This is a genomic window from Amycolatopsis sp. NPDC058986 (assembly GCF_042741125.1).
GTDB lineage: Bacteria > Actinomycetota > Actinomycetes > Mycobacteriales > Pseudonocardiaceae > Amycolatopsis.
Window position 1 is genome coordinate 79,809 of record NZ_JBHYJW010000029.1, and the last position, 21,416, is coordinate 101,224.

Consider the following 21,416-nt stretch of genomic DNA (forward strand, 5'->3'; position numbering starts at 1 on the left):
CTATTACGGCTCAGTTCGCCGCGAGCGCCGTCTTCACCAGCGGGGCCATCATCTCGGCGGTCATCTTCGTCGGGCCCGCGTAGTCGATCAGCGTCGGCACGCCGTTCGAAACCTTCCCGGCGACCAAGAACGCGGTCTTCTGGCCTTCGGTGTAGTACACCGCGCCGTCGGAGAAGCCGCTGACGTCCTGCGCGCCGACCTTGTCCTTCTTGATCCCCGCGATCATTTCGGACGGCTTGGCCTTGCTCGCGTACTGCGTCACCTTCAGCTCACCGGCGGGTTTGCCCTCGACGAGATACTGGCACGCACGCGATTTGCCGCCGTTGGCCGCGTTCTCGACCTGTCCGGCCTTCGTCGTCACGCCCTGCTTGGAGATCGCCTTGCCGACCTCCTCAGCGGACAGCAGCGTGCACGGGTCCTTGAGTTCCGCGGCCTTCGACGCGGCGGGCGCCGAGGAAGGCGGGCGATGCGGGGCAGGCGCGGGTGAGGAACAGGCGACGGTGACGGCGGCGAGCCCGCCGACCACGGTGAGTACGGAAAGGGCGCGGAAAGTTCGCATACCAGACACTGTACCTACGCTGAACGGATCAAGCCGTCGGCGCGAGATACCGCCAGAACGCCGGGAGCAGCAGCATCGAGGCCAGCACCAGGACGATCACCAGCAGGCCACCGCCCGACGCGGCGACGGCGGTGCCGAAGCCGGCGGCCGCCCACCCGTGCGTGACATCGGCGATGCGCGGCCCGCCCGCGACCACGACCGTGAACACGCCCTGGAGCCGTCCGCGCATTTCGTCGGTCGTCGCGACCTGGAGGATCGCCATCCGGTAGATCGCGCTGACCATGTCCGCGGCGCCGGCGAGGGCCATGAACAGGACACCGAGCCACAGCGAATGCGCGATCCCGAACGCTGCCACCGCTGCACCCCACGCGCAGATCGCGACCACGACCGCGACGCCCTGGCGGCGCACTCGCGTCAGCCAGCCGGAGAACAGGCCGATCAGCATCGCCCCCGCCGGGATCGCCGCGTACAACCAGCCCAGCGCGGGACCGCCGCCGGGCGGATCACCGAAGGTGCGTTCGGCCATTTCGGGAATGAGGGCGCGGGGCATTCCGGCGACCATCGCGATGATGTCGACCACGAACGACGCGAGCAGCACCTTCTGCGTCGCGAGGTAACGGAAGCCGTCGATGACGTCACTGACGCCCGCGCGCCGTTTCTGGTCGCCCAGCGGCGGAATCGACGGCAGCCGCCAGACCGCGAACAGCGTGATGGTGAGCGCGACGACGTCGACCAGGTACAAAGTGGACAGTCCGATGACCGGGATCAGCGCACCGGCCAGCAGCGGCCCGAACACCGCGCCGAAGGTGGACATCGTCGCGTTCAGCGCGTTCGCCGAGGGCAGCAGTTCGGGCGGGACGAGGCGGGCGATGACGGCGCCGCGGGTGGGCATGTTGATCGCGAAGAACGCCTGGTTGATCGCGAGCAGGGTGAGCACGAGCCACACCGAGCCGAAGCCCGCGAACGCTTGCAGCCACAGGAGCGCCGAGGTCACGGCGACGCCGACGTTGGTGACGAGGAGCAGCTTGCGCCTGTCCACGGCGTCCGCGACCGCGCCACCCCACAGCCCGAACACCAGCAGCGGCACCAGCGCGACGGCGCCGGTGAGCCCGACATACCCGGACGAACCGGTCAGATCGAAGACCTGTTTCGGCACCGCGACGGCTGTCAGCTGCGTGCCGATCGCGGTGACCACTGTGGACGACCACAGCCTGCGGAAGGCCGGGATCTTCAGCGGGCGGATGTCGACGACGATGCGACCGAGCAGCTTGCGTACCCCGGTTCGGGGCGGCAGCGTCCCCGTATCACCACTCACAACCGACCAGGTTAGCTGTGCTAACTATCTGGGCGCAGGTGATTTTCCTCGCGCGGGTTCGGGGGTGGGGCGGGTGCCCCGATGAGGTTGTTCGCTGAGGGCTCCGCAGTCGTGGGCACTGCGCGTTTGTGCTGGAGCACCTTCGGTCCGCCGGGCTTGTGAGTGCGACAAGAGCGTCGCTGGGTGCGTTGGGTGCTACGGGGGCGTCCCTCGGTGCGGTGGATGCACCCAGGGCGTCCCTCGGACTTCCCCCGCGCACGGCCGCCAGCATCGTCCGGTGTCGCGAATGGGACATTGGGGACGTTGAACGTCGCCAATGTCGCATTCGCGACACCGCTGAAGGAATGAACGGAAGATTCAGAACACCCTGAGCGCCCCTACCAAAAAGCCTACGAGCGAGGTCCGACAAAACCCGGTGGCGAGAAGTGACCCCGCCTCCCAGCGGCCAACAGGAGCCGACGGGGCCAAGCCAGAGGTCCGGGATCCCCGAGCCCCAATGCCGTTAAGGCCACCTTGCGGGCGTCAGACGCCCATAAGGTGGCCTTAACGACATCGCGGCGAAGATCAGGGGGCGACGCGTTCGATGTGCCAGCCGTCGTCGGTACGGACGTAGCGGAGCCGGTCGTGCATGCGGTCGGCGCGGCCCTGCCAGAACTCGACGACGTCGGGGCGGATCCGCCAGCCACCCCAGTGCGGCGGCGCCGGGATGTTCTCGACGTCGGCGAAGCGGCGTTCGATGCCGTGCAGGGCGTTGTCGAGCGCACGGCGCCCGTCGACGACGCGGGACTGCGGCGACGCCCACGCGCCCAGCTGCGAACCCCGCGGCCGCTGCGCCCAGTACTCCGCGGTCTCCTTCGGACCGACCTTCTCGACCTCGCCGCGCACCGACACCTGCCGGTGCAGGCCGTACCAGGGGAAGGTGACCGAGGCGTAGCGCGTCGCGATCAGATCGTGGCTCTTGTTCGAGGTGTAGTTCGTGTAGAACACCACCCCACGCTCGTCGAGCCCCTTGCACAGGACCGTGCGGGAGGACGGACGGCCCTCACTGTCCGCGGTCGCCAGCACCATCGCGTTGGGTTCGGGGACACCCGCCGAGTCGGCGTCGTTCAGCCAGGCCTGCAACTGTTCGGTCCAGGTGGCCGCCAGCGCGGACTCGTCGAACGGGCGCCCGTCATAGGCGACCCGCATCCCGGGCAGCCGCACAACGGCGTCCGCTACGTCAACGTCGTCGATCTCCGGCGTCATCGCCAAACCTCCACACCCGGTCGGGGCATCTGTCACTTCGGCTATCCGCCGACGTTATTGCCTCGCGAGCTGCGGCGAAACCCACTGAACGGTGACTCCTGCCACCCCGTCGCCGCCATCACCTGGTAACCGCAGGGCGACAAGCCGTAACGCGGGGTTTACCGCGCGGACCCTGATCGATAAAGGAGCGATCTACCGTCGGCCTGCTCCGCCAGCCGTTCCCCACCGACTCGGAGGCAGGTATGACCGACACCCTGTCCGGCCAGCAGGAATCCCCTGCTCCACCCCGCCGGCGCTACGCCCCGCTCGCGGCCAACGAGAACCGCGAAGACTACTCCCTCCGCTTCGCCGCGCACTCGTTCCGCCGCTGGTCACCCTTCGTAGTCGCGACCACCGCTTTGGGCGGCATCGCCTACCTCGCCGACTTCGCCATCGGCGCCAGCATCGTCCTGTCCTACGGGTTCACGTCCGGGGTACTCGCGATCCTCGCGGCCGCCGTGGTCATCTTCGTGACCGGCGTCCCGATCGCGTCGGCCTGCGCGAAGTCCGGTGTGGACATGGACCTGCTGACCCGAGGCGCCGGCTTCGGCTACTTCGGATCGACGCTGACGTCGCTGGTGTACGCGAGCTTCACCGTCATCTTCTTCTCTCTCGAGGGTTCGATCATGGCGCAGGCCTTCGAACTCGCCGTCGGACTGCCGCTGCCCATCGGGTACCTGCTCGCGACCCTGATCGTGCTGCCGTTCGCGCTCTACGGCATGGGCGCGGTCGCGAAGATGCAGACCTGGACGCAGCCGCTCTGGATCGCGGGCCTCGTCCTCCCCTTCGTCGTGGTCGCGATCCGCGAGCCCGGCAAGTTCGCCGAATTCGCGTCGTTCGGCGGCAACGAGGGCGCCGGGTCCGGCTTCTCCGCGATCGGCTTCGGCTTCGGCATGGGTGTGGCGCTGTCGCTGATCGGCCAGATCGGCGAGCAGGCCGACTACCTGCGATTCATGCCCGAGAAAACTGCCTCGAACAAACGGGCCTGGTGGGGCGCGGTGCTCGCGGCCGGCCCCGGCTGGGTCGTGCTCGGCGCAGCGAAGCAGATCGGCGGCGCGCTGCTGGCGTTCCTCGCTCTCGGCGTCGTCGGCAAGACACACGCGCTGGAGCCGATCGCGCCGTACCTCGAAGCCGTGAAACCCGCGCTCGGCCCGGTGGCGCTGACGTTCGCCGCGCTGTTCGTCGTCGTCTCCCAGATCAAGATCAACACGACGAACGCGTACTCCGGCTCGCTGTCGTTCGCGAACTTCTTCTCCCGCGTGCTGCACCGGCACCCCGGCCGCGTCTGGTACGTCCTGGTGAACTGCGGGATTGCGCTGGCACTAATGGAATTCGGCGCGTTCACATTCCTGAACAAGATTCTCGGCTTCTACTCCAACGTCGCGATCGCCTGGATCGGCGCGGTCTGCGCGGACCTGGTGATCGCGAAACCGCTGGGGCTTTCACCCCGCTACATCGAGTTCAAACGGGCCTATCTGCACAAGATCAACCCGGTCGGGTTCGGTTCGATGGTGATCGCGTCGGCGGTCTCGATCGTGGCGTACTTCGGCGCGTTCGGACAGTTCCTGGCGGCGTTCAGCCCGCTGCTGGCGATGGTCATCGCGCTCGTCCTGGTGCCCGCGCTCGCGATCCTCACGAAGGGCAAGTACTACCTGGCAAGGCCGAACACCGTCGCGGGCCCCGGCGTCACGGCGGACCTCCGCGCCACGCACACCTGCTCGGAATGCGGCGACCCGTACGAGCTGCCGGACATCGCGGACTGCGCGAAACGGCAGGGGCCGATCTGCTCGCTGTGCTGCACCCTCGACAACTCCTGCCACGACGTATGCCAGACCACCGGCCCCGTCCCCCTCCCGATGCCCACCGCCCGCGTGAGCTGAAGGGGACGTTCGTCGCGTAAGACGCGCTGAAGGGGACTTTCGTCGCATGGCATGCGAGGAAAGTCCCCTTCAGCTCACGCCGGGCGCAGGATCGCCGACAGCATCATGGCACGCAGTTCGGCGGAGACCTCGGCCACCGGCAGCGGCGGATCATGCGCCTGCCACTCCCGCAGCAACCCGGTCGCCGCGCCGACCAGCGCGATCGCGGTCAGCCGGTAGTCACGGCGTGGCGCCGCGCCGTCCCGCGCGGCGCGCAGCGCCTCCTGCTCGATGAACGTCGCCCACCGGTCGACCCACACCTGGTGCTGCGCCTCCAGTTCGGCGCTGACCCCGACCGCCTCGACGTAGTTCAGCCGCGGCATCCGCGGATCCGCCGTCACGGTCGCCACGAAGACGTCGAGCAGCGTCGAGATCCGCTCGACCGCGTCCACGCCCTCGACCTGGTCGAGCGCGGCGGTCACGTGCGTCATGGCGAGGCTGTTGATGTGGTCGTGCAGCGTGCGGAGTACTTCCTCCTTGCCGCCGAACTCCTCGTAGAAGTTGCGAGTGGACACTCCCGCCCTGGTACACAGATCGGTGATCTTGGCCTGCCGGAACCCGGTCGAGGTGAACAGCTCCAGCGCCGCGGCGAGCAGTCGCTCACGACGCTCCGCGCGACGTCGCTCCGGCGTCACGCCGCCGTAGTTCCGGGCCATCAGTCCCCCTCTCCGCTCTCCGGTATTGCCAGATCGTAGCCACGGGCCTACTTTGTGAAAATCCTAATTACCAAAATACCGGAGGCAACGATGCTTCGCCGGGTCCTGGTTTCCGTCCTCAGTACCATCCTCACCGCCGCGCTCGTGGCCGCGCCCACCGCTCGCGCCGGGACCGCGCCCGCGCCCGGCGACCTCCTCGAACAGCGCCCCGTCACCGTCAAGGTCGCCGTCTTCCCGGCACCCGTGCAGGCCTGGCACCTGCTCTACCGCTCGACCTCGGCGACCGGCGCCGCCAACGCCGTCTCCGGCACCCTGCTCGTCCCGCCTGTCCCGTGGACGAAGGGGCCGCGCCCGCTGGTCAGCTACGCCGTCGGGACCCACGGGCTCGGCGACCAGTGCGCGCCGTCGAACCTGCTCGCCAACGGCATCGAAAACGAGGTCGCCCTCATCGGGCAGGCGCTGTCCCAAGGCTGGGCCGTGGTCCTGACCGACTACGAGGGCCTCGGCACCCCCGGCGATCACACCTATGCCGTCGCGCAGTCCGAAGGCCGAGCCGTGCTCGACGCCGCCCGCGCGGCCGCGCGCGTGCCGGGCGCCGGGCTTTCGACGTCCGGGCCGGTCGGTGTCTTCGGCTACTCGCAGGGTGGGCAGGCCGCGGCAGCCGCCGGTGAACTCCAGGCGACCTACGCGCCGGAGCTGAACCTCGTCGGCGTCGCCGAGGGCGGGGTGCCCGCGGATCTCAAGCAGGTCATGAAGTTCAACGACGGCAACGCCGGCTTCAGCCTCGTGCTCGGTGCCGCCACCGGATACGCCGCCGCGTATCCCGAGCTGCCGTTCAACGACATCCTCAACGCCCGCGGCAAGGCCCTGGTGCCGAAGGTCAAGGAGATGTGCACCGTCCAGCTCGCCCTCGCGGCACCGTTCGGGCATCTGTCCGACTACACCACGGTGCCCGACCCCGCCGCCGACCCGCGCTGGCAGGCCCGGCTCGACCAGAACTACCTCGGCCGCGTCAAGCCGAAGGCTCCGGTGTTCCTGTACCACGCGTCGGCCGACGAGCTGATCCCGCTCTCGATCGGCACCGGCCTGCGGGACCGCTACAAGGCACTCGGCGCGAACGTCACCTGGCAGGAATTCCCGCTGCTGGAACACATCGGCGGCGTCGCCGTGGGTGGCCCCGTCGCGATGACCTGGCTGGGCACCAAGTTCTGAGAGGTCCGTGAATGCCACATTGAGGGAGTCAGAGTCCCTCAATGTGGCATTCACGGACTCGCGTGCCCGAGGTGACGCAGCGCGGTGACGGCATCGGGGGCCAGTGACGTGGTGAGGGTGCCGCCCGCGGCGAGGGGGCTGCGGGACCACCACTCACCCGAGGCGGCGGGGAGCTCGGGGCCGCCGACGACGAGATCCGTGGCGAGCACCCGGTTCCCCGCCAGCTGCGCCAGGCTGCTGTCCAAAGTGGAATCACCGATGGTCAGAGTCTGGTGCAACACCGGCACCGCCCCGCGCGTCACGTGTTGCGACGTCGTCAGCTCGCCGGGACGTTCCCCCGCGCGGCCGAGCACCAGCACCTCCCGGGTGTGGAAGTACCCTCCGGGCGCGACGGACGCACGCAGCACCGCGGTGTGCCGCGCCCGCGCGGTGACCACCGTCGGCTCGGGCAGGTACTCCAGCACGCCACCGGCCGCCACCTCGATGTCCACAGTGGAGTGACTACGCTCGCCGCGCGGTCCGGGCAACGCGAGTGTCGCGGCGACCCCGGAAAGCCGGAGCGCCGCGCCGGGACCGACGTGCACGGTGAGCGTCAGCTCGTCGCCGCCCAGCGGGGACGTCGCCGAGTTGACCAGATGGACGACCGCCGCGGCGCCGGAACCCCGGCGGGGATACAGCATGAGCGGCGCGACAGAACACAGCTCACGCAGGATCGTGCGTTCCCCGTCGCGGCAGACGACCAGCCGGGCGTGTGCCTTCACCCCGCGCGGACCGGCACGAGCGAACGAACCCAATCGGCGACGGCCGGTGCGTCCGGAGTGTCCACAAGGGACTGCGCGATCACCGGAAGCTCGCCGCGCATGCGGTGCGCGTCCGAGGTCATCACGTCCATGTCCGCGCCGACCAGGTGCGCGATGTCGATCTTGTTGATCACCAGCAGATCGGCGGTCGTGACACCGGGGCCACCCTTGCGCGGCACCTTGTCCCCGCCCGCGACGTCGACGACGAACACCTGACTGTCCGCGAGTCCCCGGCTGAACACCGCGGTCAGGTTGTCGCCCCCGCTTTCGATGATCACCAGGTCCAGCCCGGGGAACTTCTCCTCGAGCCGCTCGACGGCGTCGAGGTTCGCGGTGATGTCGTCCCGGATCGCGGTGTGCGGGCACGCGCCGGTCTGCACCGCCTCGATCCGCGCCGGATCGAGCACCCCCGCCCGGCGCAGGAAGTCGGCGTCCTCGGTGGTGTAGATGTCGTTGGTGACCACCGCGAGGTTCAGCTCGTCGCCGAGCGCGCGGCACAGCGCGGCGGTCAGCGCCGTCTTGCCGCTGCCGACCGGGCCACCGATCCCGATCCGGTACGCCCGCCCGGCCGTCGGGGCGGCGTCGTAGTGATCCGGCTCCGCGACCGTCGGATCGAAGTTGACCGGGTGCACGTGCCCGTGGCCATGACCGTGGCTGTGCTCAGCTGGCAAAGAGACGCACCTCTTCCTCGTGATGCCGGGCGTGGGCCTCGGCGAACAGGTCCAGCGCCGGAGACCCCGGCGAGGGAAGCTCGGCGGGATCGCCCCCCGCGACGGCGGCGGCTCGCGACGACACGTACCGGACCTCGGCCGCCAGCCGCGCGACGACGGCGTTGACCGCGAACGGATCGAGCCCCAGCAGCCGTACGGCCGCGCTCGCCGGGCCGCTGATCGCGAGATACGCCACCGCCATCGCGGCGTCGAACGGCGAACCGCCCGCGACACCGACGAGCGCGCCGAGCACCACGGGATGATGCGGCCTCGGCGTTTCGGCGAGCAACGCCGACAACACCGACGACGGCCACGCGACCCGGCCCGCACGCGCCGTCCCTCTGCCCTGCGCCCGCGACGCCTCCCGCTGCGCGAGCGACGGCGTCCGCGCGTCCAGCTCGATGTCCAGCCGCAGCCAGTGTCCCTTGTGGACATCGCGAGCAGCGGCGTGCGCGGACGCGGCGGCGAACACCGCCGCCAGCAGACCGGCCGTGCGCAACCGTCCACTCAGGAACCCCGGCAGATCCCGTTCGTGCGTGACCAGCTTGCGCGCGATGACCTCTTCCAGCCCGCCCGAGTGGACATGGCCGCCGCCGGGGAAGCGGGAGTCGGCGAGGATGAGCGCGGAGAGGTCCATCAGAACAAGCTCCATCAAAACAAGAAATATCGTTGTGCCATCGGCAGTTCCGCCACCGGCCGGGGTTCGATCAGGTCACCGTCCACATGCACCGCGAAGCTGTCCGGGTCGACCCGGACGTCCGGCGTCGCGTCGTTGAGCACCATGTCCGCCTTGGTCCGCCGCCGCATGTTCGACACCGGCGCGAGCCGGCGGGTGATACCGAACTGGTCCGCGACAGCGCTTTCCAACGCCTCAGGCGCTACAAAGTGGACACTGCTCGCCGCCGCGACCGAGGGAACCGCGCCGAACATGGGCCGCGCGAGCACCGGCTGCGGCGTCGGGATCGACGCGTTCGCGTCGCCCATCGCGGCCCACGCGATGAACCCGCCCTTCAGTACGACGTGCGGGCGGACACCGAAGAACTTCGGCTCCCACAACACCAGATCGGCGAGCTTGCCCACCTCGACCGAGCCGATCTCCGCCTCCATCCCGTGCGCGATGGCCGGATTGATCGTGTACTTGGCGACATAACGACGCGCCCGCAGGTTGTCGGCGGCGCCGTCGCCGGGCAGCGTGCCGCGGCGGCCCTTCATCACGTGCGCGGTCTGCCAGGTCCGGATGATCACCTCGCCGATCCGGCCCATCGCCTGGGCGTCCGAGCTCATCATCGAGATCGCGCCCATGTCGTGGAGCACGTCCTCGGCGGCGATCGTCGTCGGCCGGATCCGGCTTTCGGCGAACGCCAGGTCCTCGGGCACCGACGGGTTGAGGTGATGGCACACCATGAGCATGTCGAGGTGCTCGTCGAGCGTGTTCGCGGTGTGCGGCCGGGTCGGGTTGGTCGAGGAGGGCAGGATGTGCGGCAGGCCGACGACCTGGATGATGTCCGGCGCGTGCCCGCCGCCCGCGCCCTCGGTGTGGTACGCGTTGATCGACCGGCCGCCGATGGCGTCCACAGTGGACTCCAGGAACCCGGCCTCGTTGAGCGTGTCGGTGTGGATCGCGACCTGCACACCGGATTCGTCGGCCACGGTCAGGCAGGCGTCGATCGCGGCGGGTGTCGAGCCCCAGTCCTCGTGCAGCTTGAATCCGCCCGCCCCGGCGGCGAGCTGCTCACGCAGCGCGTCGTGCCGGACGGTATTCCCCTTGCCCAGCAAGAGGACGTTGACCGGATATCCGTCCATCGCGGACAGCATCCGGCCGAGGTTCCACGCGCCGGGGGTGACCGTGGTGGCCTTGGTGCCCTCGGCGGGCCCGGTGCCGCCACCGACCAAAGTGGTCAGTCCGGCGGCGAGCGCGGTGTCGACCAGCTGCGGGCAGATGAAGTGGACGTGGCAGTCGATCCCGCCCGCGGTGAGGATCTTCCCGTTGCCCGAGAGCACCTCGGTGGACGGGCCGATCACCAGCGCCGGATCTACACCGTCCATGGTGTCCGGATTGCCCGCCTTGCCGATCCCCACGATCCGGCCGTCCCGCACCCCGACGTCGGCCTTGACCACACCCCAGTGGTCGAGGATCACCGCGCCGGTGATGACCAGGTCCGGCGCGCCCTCGGCACGGGTCGCCATGCCCTGGCCCATCGACTCGCGGATCACCTTGCCGCCACCGAAGAGCACCTCGTCGCCGCTGCCCGCACCACGGCTGCGGTCTTCGGTGATCTCTATCAGCAGGTCGGTGTCGGCGAGCCGGACCCGGTCGCCGACGGTCGGGCCGAACAGCTCGGCGTACCGCTCACGATCGATCGAGGTCATCAGAACTCCCCGGAGAATTCGGACCGCAAGCCCGGCACGCGCCGGTTCCCGGCGAGCGGGACGAGGTCGACTTCGCGCTCGACGCCCGGTTCGAAACGGACGGACGTCCCGGCCGGGACGTCGAGCCGGTGTCCGCGCGCGGCCTCGCGGTCGAACTCGAGGCCGGGGTTGACCGCCGCGAAGTGGTAGTGCGAGCCGACCTGCACCGGCCGGTCGCCGACGTTGCGCACGAACAGCCGTACCCGGGCGCGGCCAGGGTTCAGCTCGACCGGCTCGTCGCCGGGAAGGATCTCGCCTGGACGCACTGGGCTCCCCTTCAGACGATCGGGTCGTGCACGGTGACGAGCTTCGTCCCGTCCGGGAAGGTGGCCTCGACCTGAACGGAGTCGACCATCTCGGGCACCCCGTCGAGCACCTGCGCCCGCGAGAGCACCGTCCGTCCACTCGCGACCAGCTCGCTGACCGTGCGGCCGTCGCGGGCGCCCTCCAGCACGTGCTCGGTGATCAACGCGACCGATTCGGGGTAATTGAGCAAAACCCCACGTTGCAAACGTTTGCGCGCTATGTCCGCCGCTACGTGGATCAGGAGCTTGTCGCGCTCCTGCGGGCTCAGGTGCATGCCCTCAGGTCTATCACCCGGCACCCCCTGCCGCCGGTTTCGGCAACACAGGATTTACGTGTCGCGCCGCCTGTCGGCCACCGCCCGTGCACGGCGATGTCACACCTCGAAGTGAAAGGTTTTCGGATGAGACCCCTACCAGGACTGAATCGTTCTCGTAATCGTGACCGAAACCACCGCTTCTTTCGATTGCCAGCCGTCGGCCGGAGGAGGAAGGTTTGTCCATCCGTGCGATGAGGCGCGCGTTCGCTGCGTGTATCCCGTCTGCGCGACAGAACACCTAGCCGGGGAAATTGCGCACCGAAAGGTTTCGCGAAAGTGACATCCACGATCAGCAAGCCACAGCCGTCCGGACAACCCGACGACGGCTTCCGTCCTGGCCTGGAGGGCGTCGTCGCCTTCCACACCGAGATCGCCGAACCCGACCGGGACGGCGGTGCGCTGCGCTACCGCGGCGTCGACATCGAAGACCTCGCCGGCAAGGTGACCTTCGGTGACGTCTGGGGCCTTCTCGTCGACGGCCGCTTCGGCCACGGCCTCCCGCCCGCCGAGCCGTTCCCCCTTCCGGTGCACACCGGGGACGTCCGCGTCGACGTCCAGGCCGCGCTCGCGATGCTCGCGCCGATCTGGGGCTACCAGCCGCTGCTGGACATCACCGACGAACAGGCACGCGACCAGCTCGCCCGCGCCTCGGTCATGGCGCTGTCCTACGTTGCGCAGTCCGCGCGCGGAATAGGGCAGCCCGCCGTCCCGCAGGACCGGGTCGACGAGGCGAAGTCGATCACCGAGCGGTTCCTGATCCGCTGGCGCGGCGAGCCCGATCCCGCGCACGTCAAGGCACTGGACGCCTACTGGGTCTCGGCCGCGGAGCACGGCCTGAACGCCTCGACGTTCACCGCGCGCGTCATCGCCTCCACCGGCGCCGACGTCGCGGCGGCGATGTCCGGCGCGATCGGCGCGATGTCGGGCCCGCTGCACGGCGGCGCGCCGGCGCGGGTGCTGCCGATGATCGCCGAGGTCGAGAAGACGGGCGACGCGGCCGGCCTGGTCAAGGGCATCCTCGACCGCAAGGAGCGGCTGATGGGCTTCGGGCACCGCGTGTACCGCGCGGAGGACCCGCGAGCTCGCGTGCTGCGGCGGACCTGCCAGGAGCTGGGCGCCGAACGGTACGAGGTCGCCGCGGCGCTGGAGCAGGCCGCGCTCGCCGAGCTGCGCGACCGGCGCCCGGATCACCCGATCGAGACCAACGTCGAGTTCTGGGCCGCGGTCATCCTGGACTTCGCCCAGGTGCCGCCGCACATGATGCCCGCGATGTTCAGCTCGGCCCGCACCGCAGGCTGGGCCGCGCACATCCTGGAGCAGAAGCGGACCGGACGCCTCGTGCGCCCGTCGGCCAAGTACATCGGCCCCGGCCCGCGTCGTCCGGAAGAGGTCGAGGGCTGGGCGTCGATCGGCCACTGAGTTCCGCGGCCCAAGCGCCCCAATGCCGCATTGGGGCGCTTGGGCTCAATCCCGGGGCCGCAACGGGTGTTCGTCGTCGCGAGGCGGGCGGACGTGCGCGAGGTCGCGATCCCGGCAGGCACCGAAGCGCTCGAAGTTCGCCCGTGCCTGGGCGAGGCTCAAGGCGCCGTTCGGGCCGCCACGTACCTCGTCGGCGTCGTGGACGTCCTGGCCGTCGTCCTCCCAGAAACAGACCGGGCAGATCTGGTGCCCGCCCCGCTCTTCGAGCGTGAGATAGCCGCAGCACGGACAGGCGTGCGGACCGCCCTCAGCGGGACGCTTGACGTTGTGCACCCGGTCATTGTGCCCGCGCCACGACCGGCACGGTCGGGTCGTGGGCGGCGGTGGCCGAGAGCATGGCGGCGAGCTGGTCGACGAGCCAGCCGTCGAGGTCCTCCCGCGCCACCGTGCGTTCCTGCAGCCAGCTCAGCAAGGCGCCTTCGACGACCGCGGTCCAGCAGCGCAGCGTCAGCAGCAGCATCGGCGACGGCTCGCCGACGCCCAGCGCGTCCAGGATCAGCTCCACCGCGCGGTTGCGGACGTGGTCGATCGCCGCGTTCGTCTCGGACGTCGCGATCACCGAACCGCTGCGCAGCAAGGCGATGTACCCGGCGCGGTAAGAATCCGCGACGTCGATGAGCCCGCGCACTGCGGCCCGCAACCGTTCCGGCGGCGGGCCCTCCTCCAGGCCGGCGAGCCGGTCGATCAGGCCGTCGGTGACCGTCCGCAACGCCTCCACCTGCAGCTCGCGCAGGCTGGAGAAGTACCGGTAGAACAGCGGCCGCGAAACCTCCGAGCGCGCGACGATGTCGTCGACGGTGACCAGTTCCGGCGCACGGCTGCCGAAGAGGTCCAGCGCCGCCCGGATGAGGTCGTCCCGGCGTGCCTGCGGCGACATGCGCCGGGGCTTGCTCACGGAGTGACGTCCAGTTTCGCCGCCGCGCGGAGGAGTCCGGGGGTCAGTCGCGAAAGGACCAGCGCCGCCTTGGCCTCCGGCGTCGACGGCGCGATCGCGGTGTTCCGCTCGACGGCCTTCAGAATGTCGCGCGCCACCTTCTCCGGCCCGAACCCACGCCGCGCGTAGAGCTTCGAGCTGGCCCGCTGGAGCCGTCGCTGCTCCTCGGCGTCCACCCCGACGAACCGCGTCGTGTCGGTGATGTTGGTCTTCACGATGCCGGGACAGATCGCGGTGACCCCGATCCCTTCGGCAGCCAGTTCCGCGCGCAGGCACACCGAAAGCGTCAGCACGGCGGACTTCGTGGTGGCGTAGGCGGAAAGGATCTTCGACGGCAGGTAGGCCGCCAGCGAGGCCAGGTTCACGATCTGGCCGCCCTCGGACCGCTCGACCATCTGCGCGGCGAACGCGCGGCACCCGTGGATGACACCCCACAGATTGACGTCGACGACCTTCTCCCAGTCCTTTTCGGACGTGTCGAGGAAGGAGCCGGACATGCCGATCCCGGCGTTGTTGATCACGATGTCCGGGACTCCGAAGTCGGCACGGACGAGCTCCGCGAACCGCGCCACCGCCTCGCCGTCCGAGGAGTCCACTGTGTACTCACCGACGTTCGCACCCTTGTCCAGCAACAGCTTCGCTGTCTCGGCGGCGGCGTTCGCGTCGATGTCGGTGATGACGACGTCGGCGCCCTCGCCTGCGAAGGCCAGCGCGGTCGCCCTGCCGATCCCGCTGCCCGCACCGGTGATCACGACGAGCTTGTTCGCGAACCGGCCCCCTGCTTGCACATCAGACACAGTGTCCACTGTGTTCAATTCAGACACCCGGGCCCGTTTGAGCGCACGGGTTTCCTCGCCACCCTCGACATGGTCGATCAGCTCGGCCGCGGCGCCGGCGATGACCTTCGGCTTGCTGCGCGCGACCCAGTGCGTGCCGATGATCCGCCGGACCCGCAGATCCGGGACCCAGCGCGAGATCTCGGTCTGCAACGGCGTGGTGACGAACGAATCGCCGCTGGGTGCGAGCACCTGCACCGGGATCTCGGCGGCACGCGGCGCGGGCCGGGACAGCCGAGGAAGCATGTTCGCGCGGTAGAGGTTGAGGCCGTGCACGCCGTCGGCGGTCTCCGGCGCGGCCTCCGCCGGCTCCATCCGCCGGATGATCGCGCGCATCGCCCCGACGCGCCACAACAGCTGCGGCAGCAGCGGGATCTGGAAGAAGCCGATGTACCAGGAGTGCAGGCCCTGACCCAGCGCATGCCGAAGCCGCCGCGGCGTCGGCTTCGCGACCTGCGCGCGGAACCACGCGCCCGCGTGATCGAGGCTCGGCCCGGAAATCGACGTGTACGAGGCGAGCCGCCCGCGCAGCTCGTCGCCGGTCACCGCGTGCCAGGCCTGGATCGAGCCCCAGTCGTGGGCGATCAGGTGGACCCTGCCGGTCGGCGCGACCGCGTCGACGACGGCCTTGAGGTCACTGGCCAGCTGGTCCAGCCGATAGGACCGGCGTCCTGACGGTTTGTCCGACTGACCCGCGCCCCGCACGTCGTAGACCACGACGCGGTAGCGGGCGTCCAGCTCGGCGGCCACGCCGTCCCACATCGAGCCGTTGTCCGGATAGCCGTGCACAAGCACGACCGTGGGTCCGTCCTCGTTGCCGGTCACCTGGACCGAGAGGCGGACACCGTCGCTGGCGGTCACCCACTTGTGAGACATTCTGTCATGTTAGACAGTTTGTCAACAAGCGCGCGAGCGCAGCGCGAACCGGCCCCAGGTCCACACCGTGTCGAGCAGCAGAAGGGCGGTCCAGATCCGGCCCGCGTTCAACAGCCAGTGACCACTCCAGTTCCAGAACCAGCCCGCGTCGTGCGGGCCGCCGAAGACCGCTTCGACCGGCCAGCTGTACCCAGCGAACGCCAGCACGCCCTGCACGAGGACGAACACGGCCAAGTGCACGCCCCAGTTCGCGAGCGGCTTCGCGCGAGTGTTCGTTTCGCGCTTCACCGGGTTGGCCTCTTGTGGCCGGACGTCGATCACTCCGGGCACCATGACAACGGGTTCAGAGGCCGGTTTTTCCTTTTGTGACGGCGTTTTCGCCTGTTCCACGGGAAACTCCGCGACTCCGATCCGCCGCACCGCACCCCGGACGACGAGCGCGCCGAGCACGAGCAGACCCGCCGCACCGAAGCACGCGATCCGCCAGCCGGCGTCCCCGGAACCATAGAGCTGCCCGGCCGCAAAGGTGCCGATGGTCGCTCCGAGTAACGTCGCGCTCTCGTAGATCCCCATGCCCCGGCCGAGGCTGCCCCCGGCCGCTTCGGCCACCACGGCCTGTTCCACCGGCACGGCGGCGGCGAACGCGGCGGCCGAGAGGATCCACATCACCGCGATCGTCACCGGATCCGGCGCGAACGCGAGCCCGGCCGCGAAGACGGCGCTCGCCAGCATCGCCAGCGCGAGGACCCGCGTCCGGCCGAGCCGCCGGACGAACCCGTGCAGGTACCCCGGCAGCACGCTGTAGACGATGAACCCGGGCAGGAACACGGCGGCGATCCGGCCCAGTTCCAGGTGATGACCGCGCTGCAGATGCAGCAGGAGCAACAACGCGACGCCGCCTTCCGCGAGCGCCGTCAGCGCCACCAGGCCGAGCATCGGCCGCAGCCGCCTGCTCACCTGCCCGAGGCGTGGCGCTTCGGGAACAGGCTCGGCACGTTTCACCCGCGAGAAGCCCAGCAACACCGCGGCGACCACGCAGGCGACCGCGCCGAGCGCGAAAACGCCCCGGTAGTCGAGCCACTTGACCAGCGTCATCGCGACGACGAACGCGATCCACGTCCCGCCACCCTCGGCGGCGAACAGCCTGCTGAACACACTGTCGTCCGTGGACAGTCCCTCGCCGACTCTCGCGCGCAGTGCCACCCAGAACAACGCGCCACCCGCGCCGCCGAGTACCGCGCCCGCGTAGGCGACACCGATGCCCGGCGTCACCCCGTACGCCACAAAGGACAGTCCATAGAGGACAGCACCGATCGCGGCGACCCGACCCCGATCGGCGCGGTCGGCCAGCACCCCGGCCAGCGGCCGTACCAGGAACGAAACCAGCGTCTCCAGCGCGGTCAGCGCGCCGACCTCCGCCGCCGAGGCGCCCAGCTGGATCCCCACCCACAACGGCAGGAAGAAATCCAGCACCTCGGCCGGCCCTTTGACCAGCGCCGCCGCGAGCTCGTTCTCCTCGCGGCGGCGCACCCCCTGTTCGGCCACCCTCCCCCCTTTCGAGATACGAGCGTATCCTAAAACCGTCACGGGCACACCACCTCCGCCGAAAGTAGGATGCGCCAGTGCCGAAGATCGTGGACCGGGCCGAGCGCCGCCGGGAAATCGCCGACGCGCTGCTGCGCCTGGTCGCCGCGGGCGGCGTCGAGGCGGTGAGCGTGCGATCCGTGGCCGCCGAGGCCGGGGTGTCCGCGGGCGCGGTACAGAAGTACTTCTCCACCAAGGAAGAACTGTTCCGGTTCGCACTCGACCTCACCGGCGAGTTCGTGGAGCAGCGCTGGACGCGGATCGACTACACCGGGAACCTTCTGGAGGTGCTGATCCGGCTGGTCGGCGAGACGCTGCCGCTCGACGAGCAGCGCCGTGCCGAGTCGATCGTCATCAGCGCCTTCACCGCCCGCGCGGCGGTGCGTCCCTCGTGGACGGACTTCGTCCGCGAAGGCTACGACGAACTCCACGACATGACCGTGGACTTCCTCGACACCGCCCGCGACGCCGGACACATCCGGACCGACCTGCCGACCGGCCAGCTCGCCGACGTCGTGATCGCGCTGGGCGACGGATTCGCCCACCGCATGCTGACCTGCGAGGATCCGCACGCGCTCCAAGCCTCGCTCACCCTCGCGCTGCGTGAGCTGCTGACTCCTCGCTGAGCCCGTGTCCGTCGATCGGTGGACAACCGGATTCCACTTCCCGGACGTCCCTGAGGCGCCCCCGACGGCAGCAGACTCGAGCCATGACCACAGCAGTGAGCGTGCGCGGCTTGTGCAAGGAGTATCCGGGGCACGTCGCCGTGGCCGGGCTCGATCTCGACATCCGGCGCGGCGAGGTGTTCGCGCTGCTCGGGCCGAACGGCGCGGGGAAGACGACGACCGTCGAGATCCTGGAGGGGCACCGCGACCGGACGGCCGGTGAGGTCAGCGTGCTCGGCGAGGATCCCGGACGCGCGGGCAGGGCCTGGCGGGCGCGGCTGGGCATCGTCCTGCAGACCGCGACCGACGCGGCCGAGCTGTCCGTCGCCGAAACCGTGCGGCACTTCGCGAAGTACTACCCGAATCCCCGGGATCCCGAGGAAGTGATCGACAAGGTCGGGCTGACCGAGAAGGCGGGAGCGCGGGTGAAGTCGTTGTCCGGTGGGCAACGCCGTCGGGTGGACGTCGCGCTGGGCATCGTCGGCCGTCCCGAACTGCTCTTCCTCGACGAGCCGACGACCGGATTCGATCCCGAAGCGCGTCGCCAGTTCTGGGCCCTGATCGCCGGGCTCGCCGAGGAAGGCACGACGATCCTGCTCACCACGCATTACCTCGACGAGGCCGAGGCCCTCGCCGACCGGGTCGCGGTGATCGCCCGCGGCCGCATCGTCGCCGAGGACACTCCACGGGACCTCGGCGGCAGGGCCGGAGCGGAGGCCACCGTGCGCTGGGTCGACCAGCGCGGCGAACACGTCGAGCGCACCGCGTACCCGACCAAGCTCATCACCGAGCTCTCCACTGGGGGTGGGGAGCTCGGTGAGCTGACCGTGACCAGGCCGAGCCTGGAGGACGTCTACCTTGACCTGATCGGAGACACGGAATGACCACGCTCGCCCTGCCCGGCACGTTCTCGCTGGGGCTGCTCCGCGGCGGCGCGGAACTGCGCCAGTTCTTCCGCAACAAGGAACAGGTGATCTTCACCTTCTCCCTGCCCGCGATACTGATGATCCTGCTCGGGTCCATTCTGGACGGTCCGACCGCGCAGGCGTCGGTCAGCTCGGGCCAGCTGCTCGCCGCGGGCATGATCGGCGCGGGCATCGTCTCGACGTCGTTCAACAGCATGGGCATCGGGCTGGCCGCCGACCGCGAGACCGGTGCGCTCAAACGCCTTCGCGGGACACCGATGTCCGCCGGGTCGTACTTCATCGGCAAGATGGTGCTGGTGGCGGTGACCAGCGCGGCCCAGTCGGTGTTGATGATCGCGGTGGCCGTGCTGTTGTTCAAGTTGCATCTGCCCGCCGACCCCATTCAGTGGCTGACGCTGTTCTGGGTGTTCGCGCTGGGAATCGTGTCCTGCACGCTGCTCGGCATCGTGATCAGCTCGGCGGTGCGCTCGACGAACGGCGTGGTCGCGTTGGTCAACCTGGTGTATTTGGTGCTGCAGTTCATGTCCGGGGTGTTCGTCACGCCCATCACGCATCTGCCGAAGGTTATGGTCTACGTCGCGTCGGTCTTTCCGCTGAAGTGGGTGTGCCAGGGGTTCCGTTCGGTGTTCCTGCCCCCGGAGGCCGCGGCTCAGGAGATGGCGGGGACATGGGAACTTCCGATGGTGGCGCTGGTGCTCGGCGCCTGGTGCGTGGCGGGGCTGTTGCTGGCGAAGCTGACGTTCCGCTGGACGAACGAGAGCCGGTGAAACCCCCGAGGCGGGACGCCTGGGACCGGTTCCACTGGCTGTGGGACGTGGTGTTCGGCGTCGCGTACCTCGGCACGGCCGCGTACATCCTGACCGACAACGCGGAGCCGGCAGCGAAACTGGTCGCCGTCCTCGCGCTGACCGGGATCGCGCTCGCCTACCTGCTGCAGGGTCGTCGCGTTCTCTTCGCCGAGGACAGCGACCCCCAGCGGTGGCTGTTCGCCGGTGTCCTGCTGGTCCTCATCGCCGTCGCGATGTTCGCCGACTCCACGGCGAGCTTCGGCCTGTTCATCGTCTGCCCGCTGGTGTACATCACGCTGGACTTCAAACCGGCCGCCGTGCTCACCACCACGGCGATAGTGCTGAGCCCGGTGTCCTCGATCGTCCACGACGGGCTGGACAGCGCGATACTGCGGTTCCTGGTGCCGATGCTCGCGATCATGATCGTGTTCAGCATGCTGATCGGGCGGTACATCACCCGGATCATCGAGGAGAGCAGCGCCCGCGCCGAGCTGATCGAGCGGCTGGAGGCCAGCCAGGCCGAGGTGGCCCGCCTCTCCCGGGAGGCGGGCACGGCCGCCGAACGGGAACGGCTCGCCCGCGAGATCCACGACACGCTGGCGCAGGGGTTCACCAGCATCGTCACCCTCACCCAGGCGATCGAGTCCGAAATGGACACCGACCCGGCGGCGGCGAGGCGGCACCTCGAACTCGCGGCCCGCACCGCGCGCGAGAACCTGGACGAGGCTCGGACGATGGTAGCGGCGCTCGCCCCGGCCGAGCTCACCACGGGTTCGCTGGACGATGCCTTGCGACGTCAGGTCGAACGGCTGGCCGATGAGACCGGCGTCGAGGCTTCGTACGAAGTGGACGGTGCGGTGCCACCGCTGCCGATGGCGGCCGAAGTGGTCCTTTTGCGGGCGGCGCAGGAGGCGTTGACGAACATACGCAAGCACGCGGCCGCGTCGACGGTGTCCGTCCAAGTGTCCGTTGTGGACGATTCGGTACGGTTGCTGGTGCGGGACAACGGCGTCGGATTCGATCCGGATGACCCGTCGGACGGGTTCGGCCTGCCAGGGATGCGGTCGCGGGCCGAGCAGGTAGGCGGGCGGCTGACCGTCCGCAGTGGACGTACCGGCGGGACGGAACTGACAGTGGAGGTGCCCGCGTGATCCGGATCATGCTGGTCGACGATCACCCCGTGGTACGCGAGGGACTGCGCGGGATGCTGGAGTCCGAAGCGGACTTCAGCGTCGTCGGTGAGGCGGGCTCCGGCGACGAGGCCGTCGCACTCGACAGCGTCAAGCAGCCCGACGTCATCCTGATGGACCTGCGGATGCCCGGCCTCGACGGTGTCGGTGCGACCAGGAAGATCCTGCGGCAGACGCCGGGTCGGCGGATTGTCGTGCTGACCACCTACGAAACGGACGCGGACATCCTGCGTGCCGTCGAGGCCGGTGCGTCCGGGTACCTGCTCAAGGACGCGTCGCGGGCCGAGCTGGCCGGGGCGATCCGGGCGGCGGCACGGGGCGAGACGGTACTGGCGCCGTCGGTGGCCGGGAAGCTGGTGAAGCGCGTGCGGAACCCGGAGTCGCCGCCGTTGTCGGCGCGGGAGGCGGAGGTGCTGCGGCTCGTCGCGAAGGGCGGGACGAACGCGGACATCGGACGGGCACTGCACATCAGCGAGGCCACGGTGAAGACGCATCTGCTGCGGGTGTTCGGGAAGCTCGGCGTGTCCGACCGGACCGCGGCGGTGACCACGGCGATGGAGCGGGGCCTCCTCGGCTGATGTGATTAGGCGGCGCACTCGCGTGATTGGGCGGCGATCTCGCGTGTCTGGATGGAGAACTCGCGTGATCGGAT

The 21,416-nt window shown here is 69.6% G+C and carries 22 protein-coding genes; 8 read left to right on the forward strand and 14 right to left on the reverse strand.

The genetic code is table 11. The features are described 5' to 3' along the window. Positions 1-10: 10 nt before the first annotated feature. The 3 genes from ACFW0G_RS24895 to pdxH all read right to left on the reverse strand — a co-directional run bounded on the left by ACFW0G_RS24895 (position 11) and on the right by pdxH (position 3,119). Positions 11-559 (reverse strand): DUF3558 domain-containing protein, encoded by a 549-nt coding sequence (locus ACFW0G_RS24895; RefSeq protein ID WP_378327778.1) that lies wholly within the window; start codon positions 557-559, stop codon positions 11-13. Between the two features lie 28 nt (positions 560-587). After that, positions 588-1,853 (reverse strand): MFS transporter, encoded by a 1,266-nt coding sequence (locus tag ACFW0G_RS24900; protein ID WP_378327812.1) that lies wholly within the window; start codon positions 1,851-1,853, stop codon positions 588-590. Positions 1,854-2,438: 585 nt separating this feature from the next. Continuing rightward, positions 2,439-3,119 carry a pyridoxamine 5'-phosphate oxidase gene (pdxH, locus tag ACFW0G_RS24905; protein ID WP_378327779.1) on the reverse strand — a complete coding sequence of 227 codons (681 nt, stop codon included), beginning with the start codon at positions 3,117-3,119 and terminating at the stop codon, positions 2,439-2,441. Between the two features lie 242 nt (positions 3,120-3,361). Here pdxH and ACFW0G_RS24910 point away from each other — a divergent pair, with 242 nt between their 5' ends. Next, positions 3,362-5,038, forward strand: coding sequence for a purine-cytosine permease family protein (locus ACFW0G_RS24910; protein ID WP_378327780.1), 1,677 nt, complete (start codon positions 3,362-3,364; stop codon positions 5,036-5,038). Positions 5,039-5,112: 74 nt separating this feature from the next. Here ACFW0G_RS24910 and ACFW0G_RS24915 read toward each other — a convergent pair whose 3' ends face one another. Continuing rightward, positions 5,113-5,733, reverse strand: coding sequence for a TetR/AcrR family transcriptional regulator (locus tag ACFW0G_RS24915; RefSeq protein ID WP_378327781.1), 621 nt, complete (start codon positions 5,731-5,733; stop codon positions 5,113-5,115). Positions 5,734-5,823: 90 nt separating this feature from the next. Here ACFW0G_RS24915 and ACFW0G_RS24920 point away from each other — a divergent pair, with 90 nt between their 5' ends. Beyond that, on the forward strand, positions 5,824-6,945 hold the full coding sequence (locus tag ACFW0G_RS24920; RefSeq protein ID WP_378327782.1) for a lipase family protein: 1,122 nt from the start codon (positions 5,824-5,826) through the stop codon (positions 6,943-6,945). Between the two features lie 50 nt (positions 6,946-6,995). Here the strand turns inward: ACFW0G_RS24920 and ACFW0G_RS24925 are convergent, their stop codons facing one another. Genes ACFW0G_RS24925 through ACFW0G_RS24950 form a run of 6 tightly spaced genes read right to left on the reverse strand, consistent with a single transcriptional unit; the run spans position 6,996 to position 11,444 of the window. Next, the gene (locus ACFW0G_RS24925) at positions 6,996-7,706 is read right to left on the reverse strand and encodes an urease accessory protein UreD (RefSeq protein ID WP_378327783.1); all 711 of its coding nucleotides are present in this window, start codon (positions 7,704-7,706) and stop codon (positions 6,996-6,998) included. After that, positions 7,703-8,416 carry an urease accessory protein UreG gene (ureG, locus tag ACFW0G_RS24930; RefSeq protein WP_378327784.1) on the reverse strand — a complete coding sequence of 238 codons (714 nt, stop codon included), beginning with the start codon at positions 8,414-8,416 and terminating at the stop codon, positions 7,703-7,705. Before ureG ends, ACFW0G_RS24925 begins: the two co-directional genes overlap by 4 nt. After that, on the reverse strand, positions 8,406-9,092 hold the full coding sequence (locus ACFW0G_RS24935) for an urease accessory protein UreF (RefSeq protein ID WP_378327813.1): 687 nt from the start codon (positions 9,090-9,092) through the stop codon (positions 8,406-8,408). Before ACFW0G_RS24935 ends, ureG begins: the two co-directional genes overlap by 11 nt. Positions 9,093-9,106: 14 nt before the next feature. After that, positions 9,107-10,825, reverse strand: a complete 1,719-nt coding sequence (locus tag ACFW0G_RS24940) for an urease subunit alpha (protein ID WP_378327785.1) — start codon at positions 10,823-10,825, stop codon at positions 9,107-9,109. After that, the gene (locus ACFW0G_RS24945) at positions 10,825-11,130 is read right to left on the reverse strand and encodes an urease subunit beta (RefSeq protein ID WP_378327786.1); all 306 of its coding nucleotides are present in this window, start codon (positions 11,128-11,130) and stop codon (positions 10,825-10,827) included. The genes ACFW0G_RS24940 and ACFW0G_RS24945 overlap by 1 nt, the downstream gene beginning before the upstream one ends. Before the next feature lie 11 nt (positions 11,131-11,141). Further along, positions 11,142-11,444, reverse strand: coding sequence for an urease subunit gamma (locus tag ACFW0G_RS24950; protein WP_378327787.1), 303 nt, complete (start codon positions 11,442-11,444; stop codon positions 11,142-11,144). 318 nt (positions 11,445-11,762) lie between these two features. On the opposite strand from ACFW0G_RS24950, the gene ACFW0G_RS24955 reads away from it, so the two are divergent. Then, positions 11,763-12,905, forward strand: coding sequence for a citrate synthase 2 (locus tag ACFW0G_RS24955; protein ID WP_378327788.1), 1,143 nt, complete (start codon positions 11,763-11,765; stop codon positions 12,903-12,905). A gap of 45 nt (positions 12,906-12,950) precedes the next feature. Here ACFW0G_RS24955 and ACFW0G_RS24960 read toward each other — a convergent pair whose 3' ends face one another. The 4 genes from ACFW0G_RS24960 to ACFW0G_RS24975 are packed head-to-tail and all read right to left on the reverse strand — an operon-like array spanning position 12,951 to position 17,156. Continuing rightward, the gene (locus ACFW0G_RS24960) at positions 12,951-13,238 is read right to left on the reverse strand and encodes a CPCC family cysteine-rich protein (RefSeq protein ID WP_378327789.1); all 288 of its coding nucleotides are present in this window, start codon (positions 13,236-13,238) and stop codon (positions 12,951-12,953) included. A gap of 4 nt (positions 13,239-13,242) precedes the next feature. Further along, positions 13,243-13,842 carry a TetR/AcrR family transcriptional regulator gene (locus tag ACFW0G_RS24965; RefSeq protein ID WP_378327814.1) on the reverse strand — a complete coding sequence of 200 codons (600 nt, stop codon included), beginning with the start codon at positions 13,840-13,842 and terminating at the stop codon, positions 13,243-13,245. 14 nt (positions 13,843-13,856) lie between these two features. Beyond that, positions 13,857-15,596: an SDR family oxidoreductase gene (locus tag ACFW0G_RS24970; protein WP_378327815.1), complete on the reverse strand. Its 1,740-nt coding sequence runs from the start codon at positions 15,594-15,596 to the stop codon at positions 13,857-13,859. 36 nt (positions 15,597-15,632) lie between these two features. Continuing rightward, complete coding sequence (locus ACFW0G_RS24975; RefSeq protein WP_378327790.1) at positions 15,633-17,156, reverse strand: MFS transporter; 1,524 nt, start codon at positions 17,154-17,156, stop codon at positions 15,633-15,635. Positions 17,157-17,233: 77 nt separating this feature from the next. Here ACFW0G_RS24975 and ACFW0G_RS24980 point away from each other — a divergent pair, with 77 nt between their 5' ends. The 5 genes from ACFW0G_RS24980 to ACFW0G_RS25000 all read left to right on the forward strand — a co-directional run bounded on the left by ACFW0G_RS24980 (position 17,234) and on the right by ACFW0G_RS25000 (position 21,342). Further along, a complete protein-coding gene (locus ACFW0G_RS24980) occupies positions 17,234-17,821 on the forward strand; it encodes a TetR/AcrR family transcriptional regulator (RefSeq protein ID WP_378327791.1) in 588 nt (195 codons plus the stop codon). Positions 17,822-17,904: 83 nt separating this feature from the next. Continuing rightward, positions 17,905-18,744, forward strand: a complete 840-nt coding sequence (locus tag ACFW0G_RS24985; protein WP_378327792.1) for an ABC transporter ATP-binding protein — start codon at positions 17,905-17,907, stop codon at positions 18,742-18,744. Next, positions 18,741-19,553, forward strand: a complete 813-nt coding sequence (locus ACFW0G_RS24990; protein WP_378327793.1) for an ABC transporter permease — start codon at positions 18,741-18,743, stop codon at positions 19,551-19,553. The genes ACFW0G_RS24985 and ACFW0G_RS24990 overlap by 4 nt, the downstream gene beginning before the upstream one ends. Then, positions 19,550-20,725: a sensor histidine kinase gene (locus ACFW0G_RS24995; protein ID WP_378327794.1), complete on the forward strand. Its 1,176-nt coding sequence runs from the start codon at positions 19,550-19,552 to the stop codon at positions 20,723-20,725. Before ACFW0G_RS24990 ends, ACFW0G_RS24995 begins: the two co-directional genes overlap by 4 nt. Beyond that, positions 20,722-21,342, forward strand: a complete 621-nt coding sequence (locus ACFW0G_RS25000; RefSeq protein ID WP_378327795.1) for a response regulator — start codon at positions 20,722-20,724, stop codon at positions 21,340-21,342. The genes ACFW0G_RS24995 and ACFW0G_RS25000 overlap by 4 nt, the downstream gene beginning before the upstream one ends. Positions 21,343-21,416 lie beyond the last annotated feature (74 nt).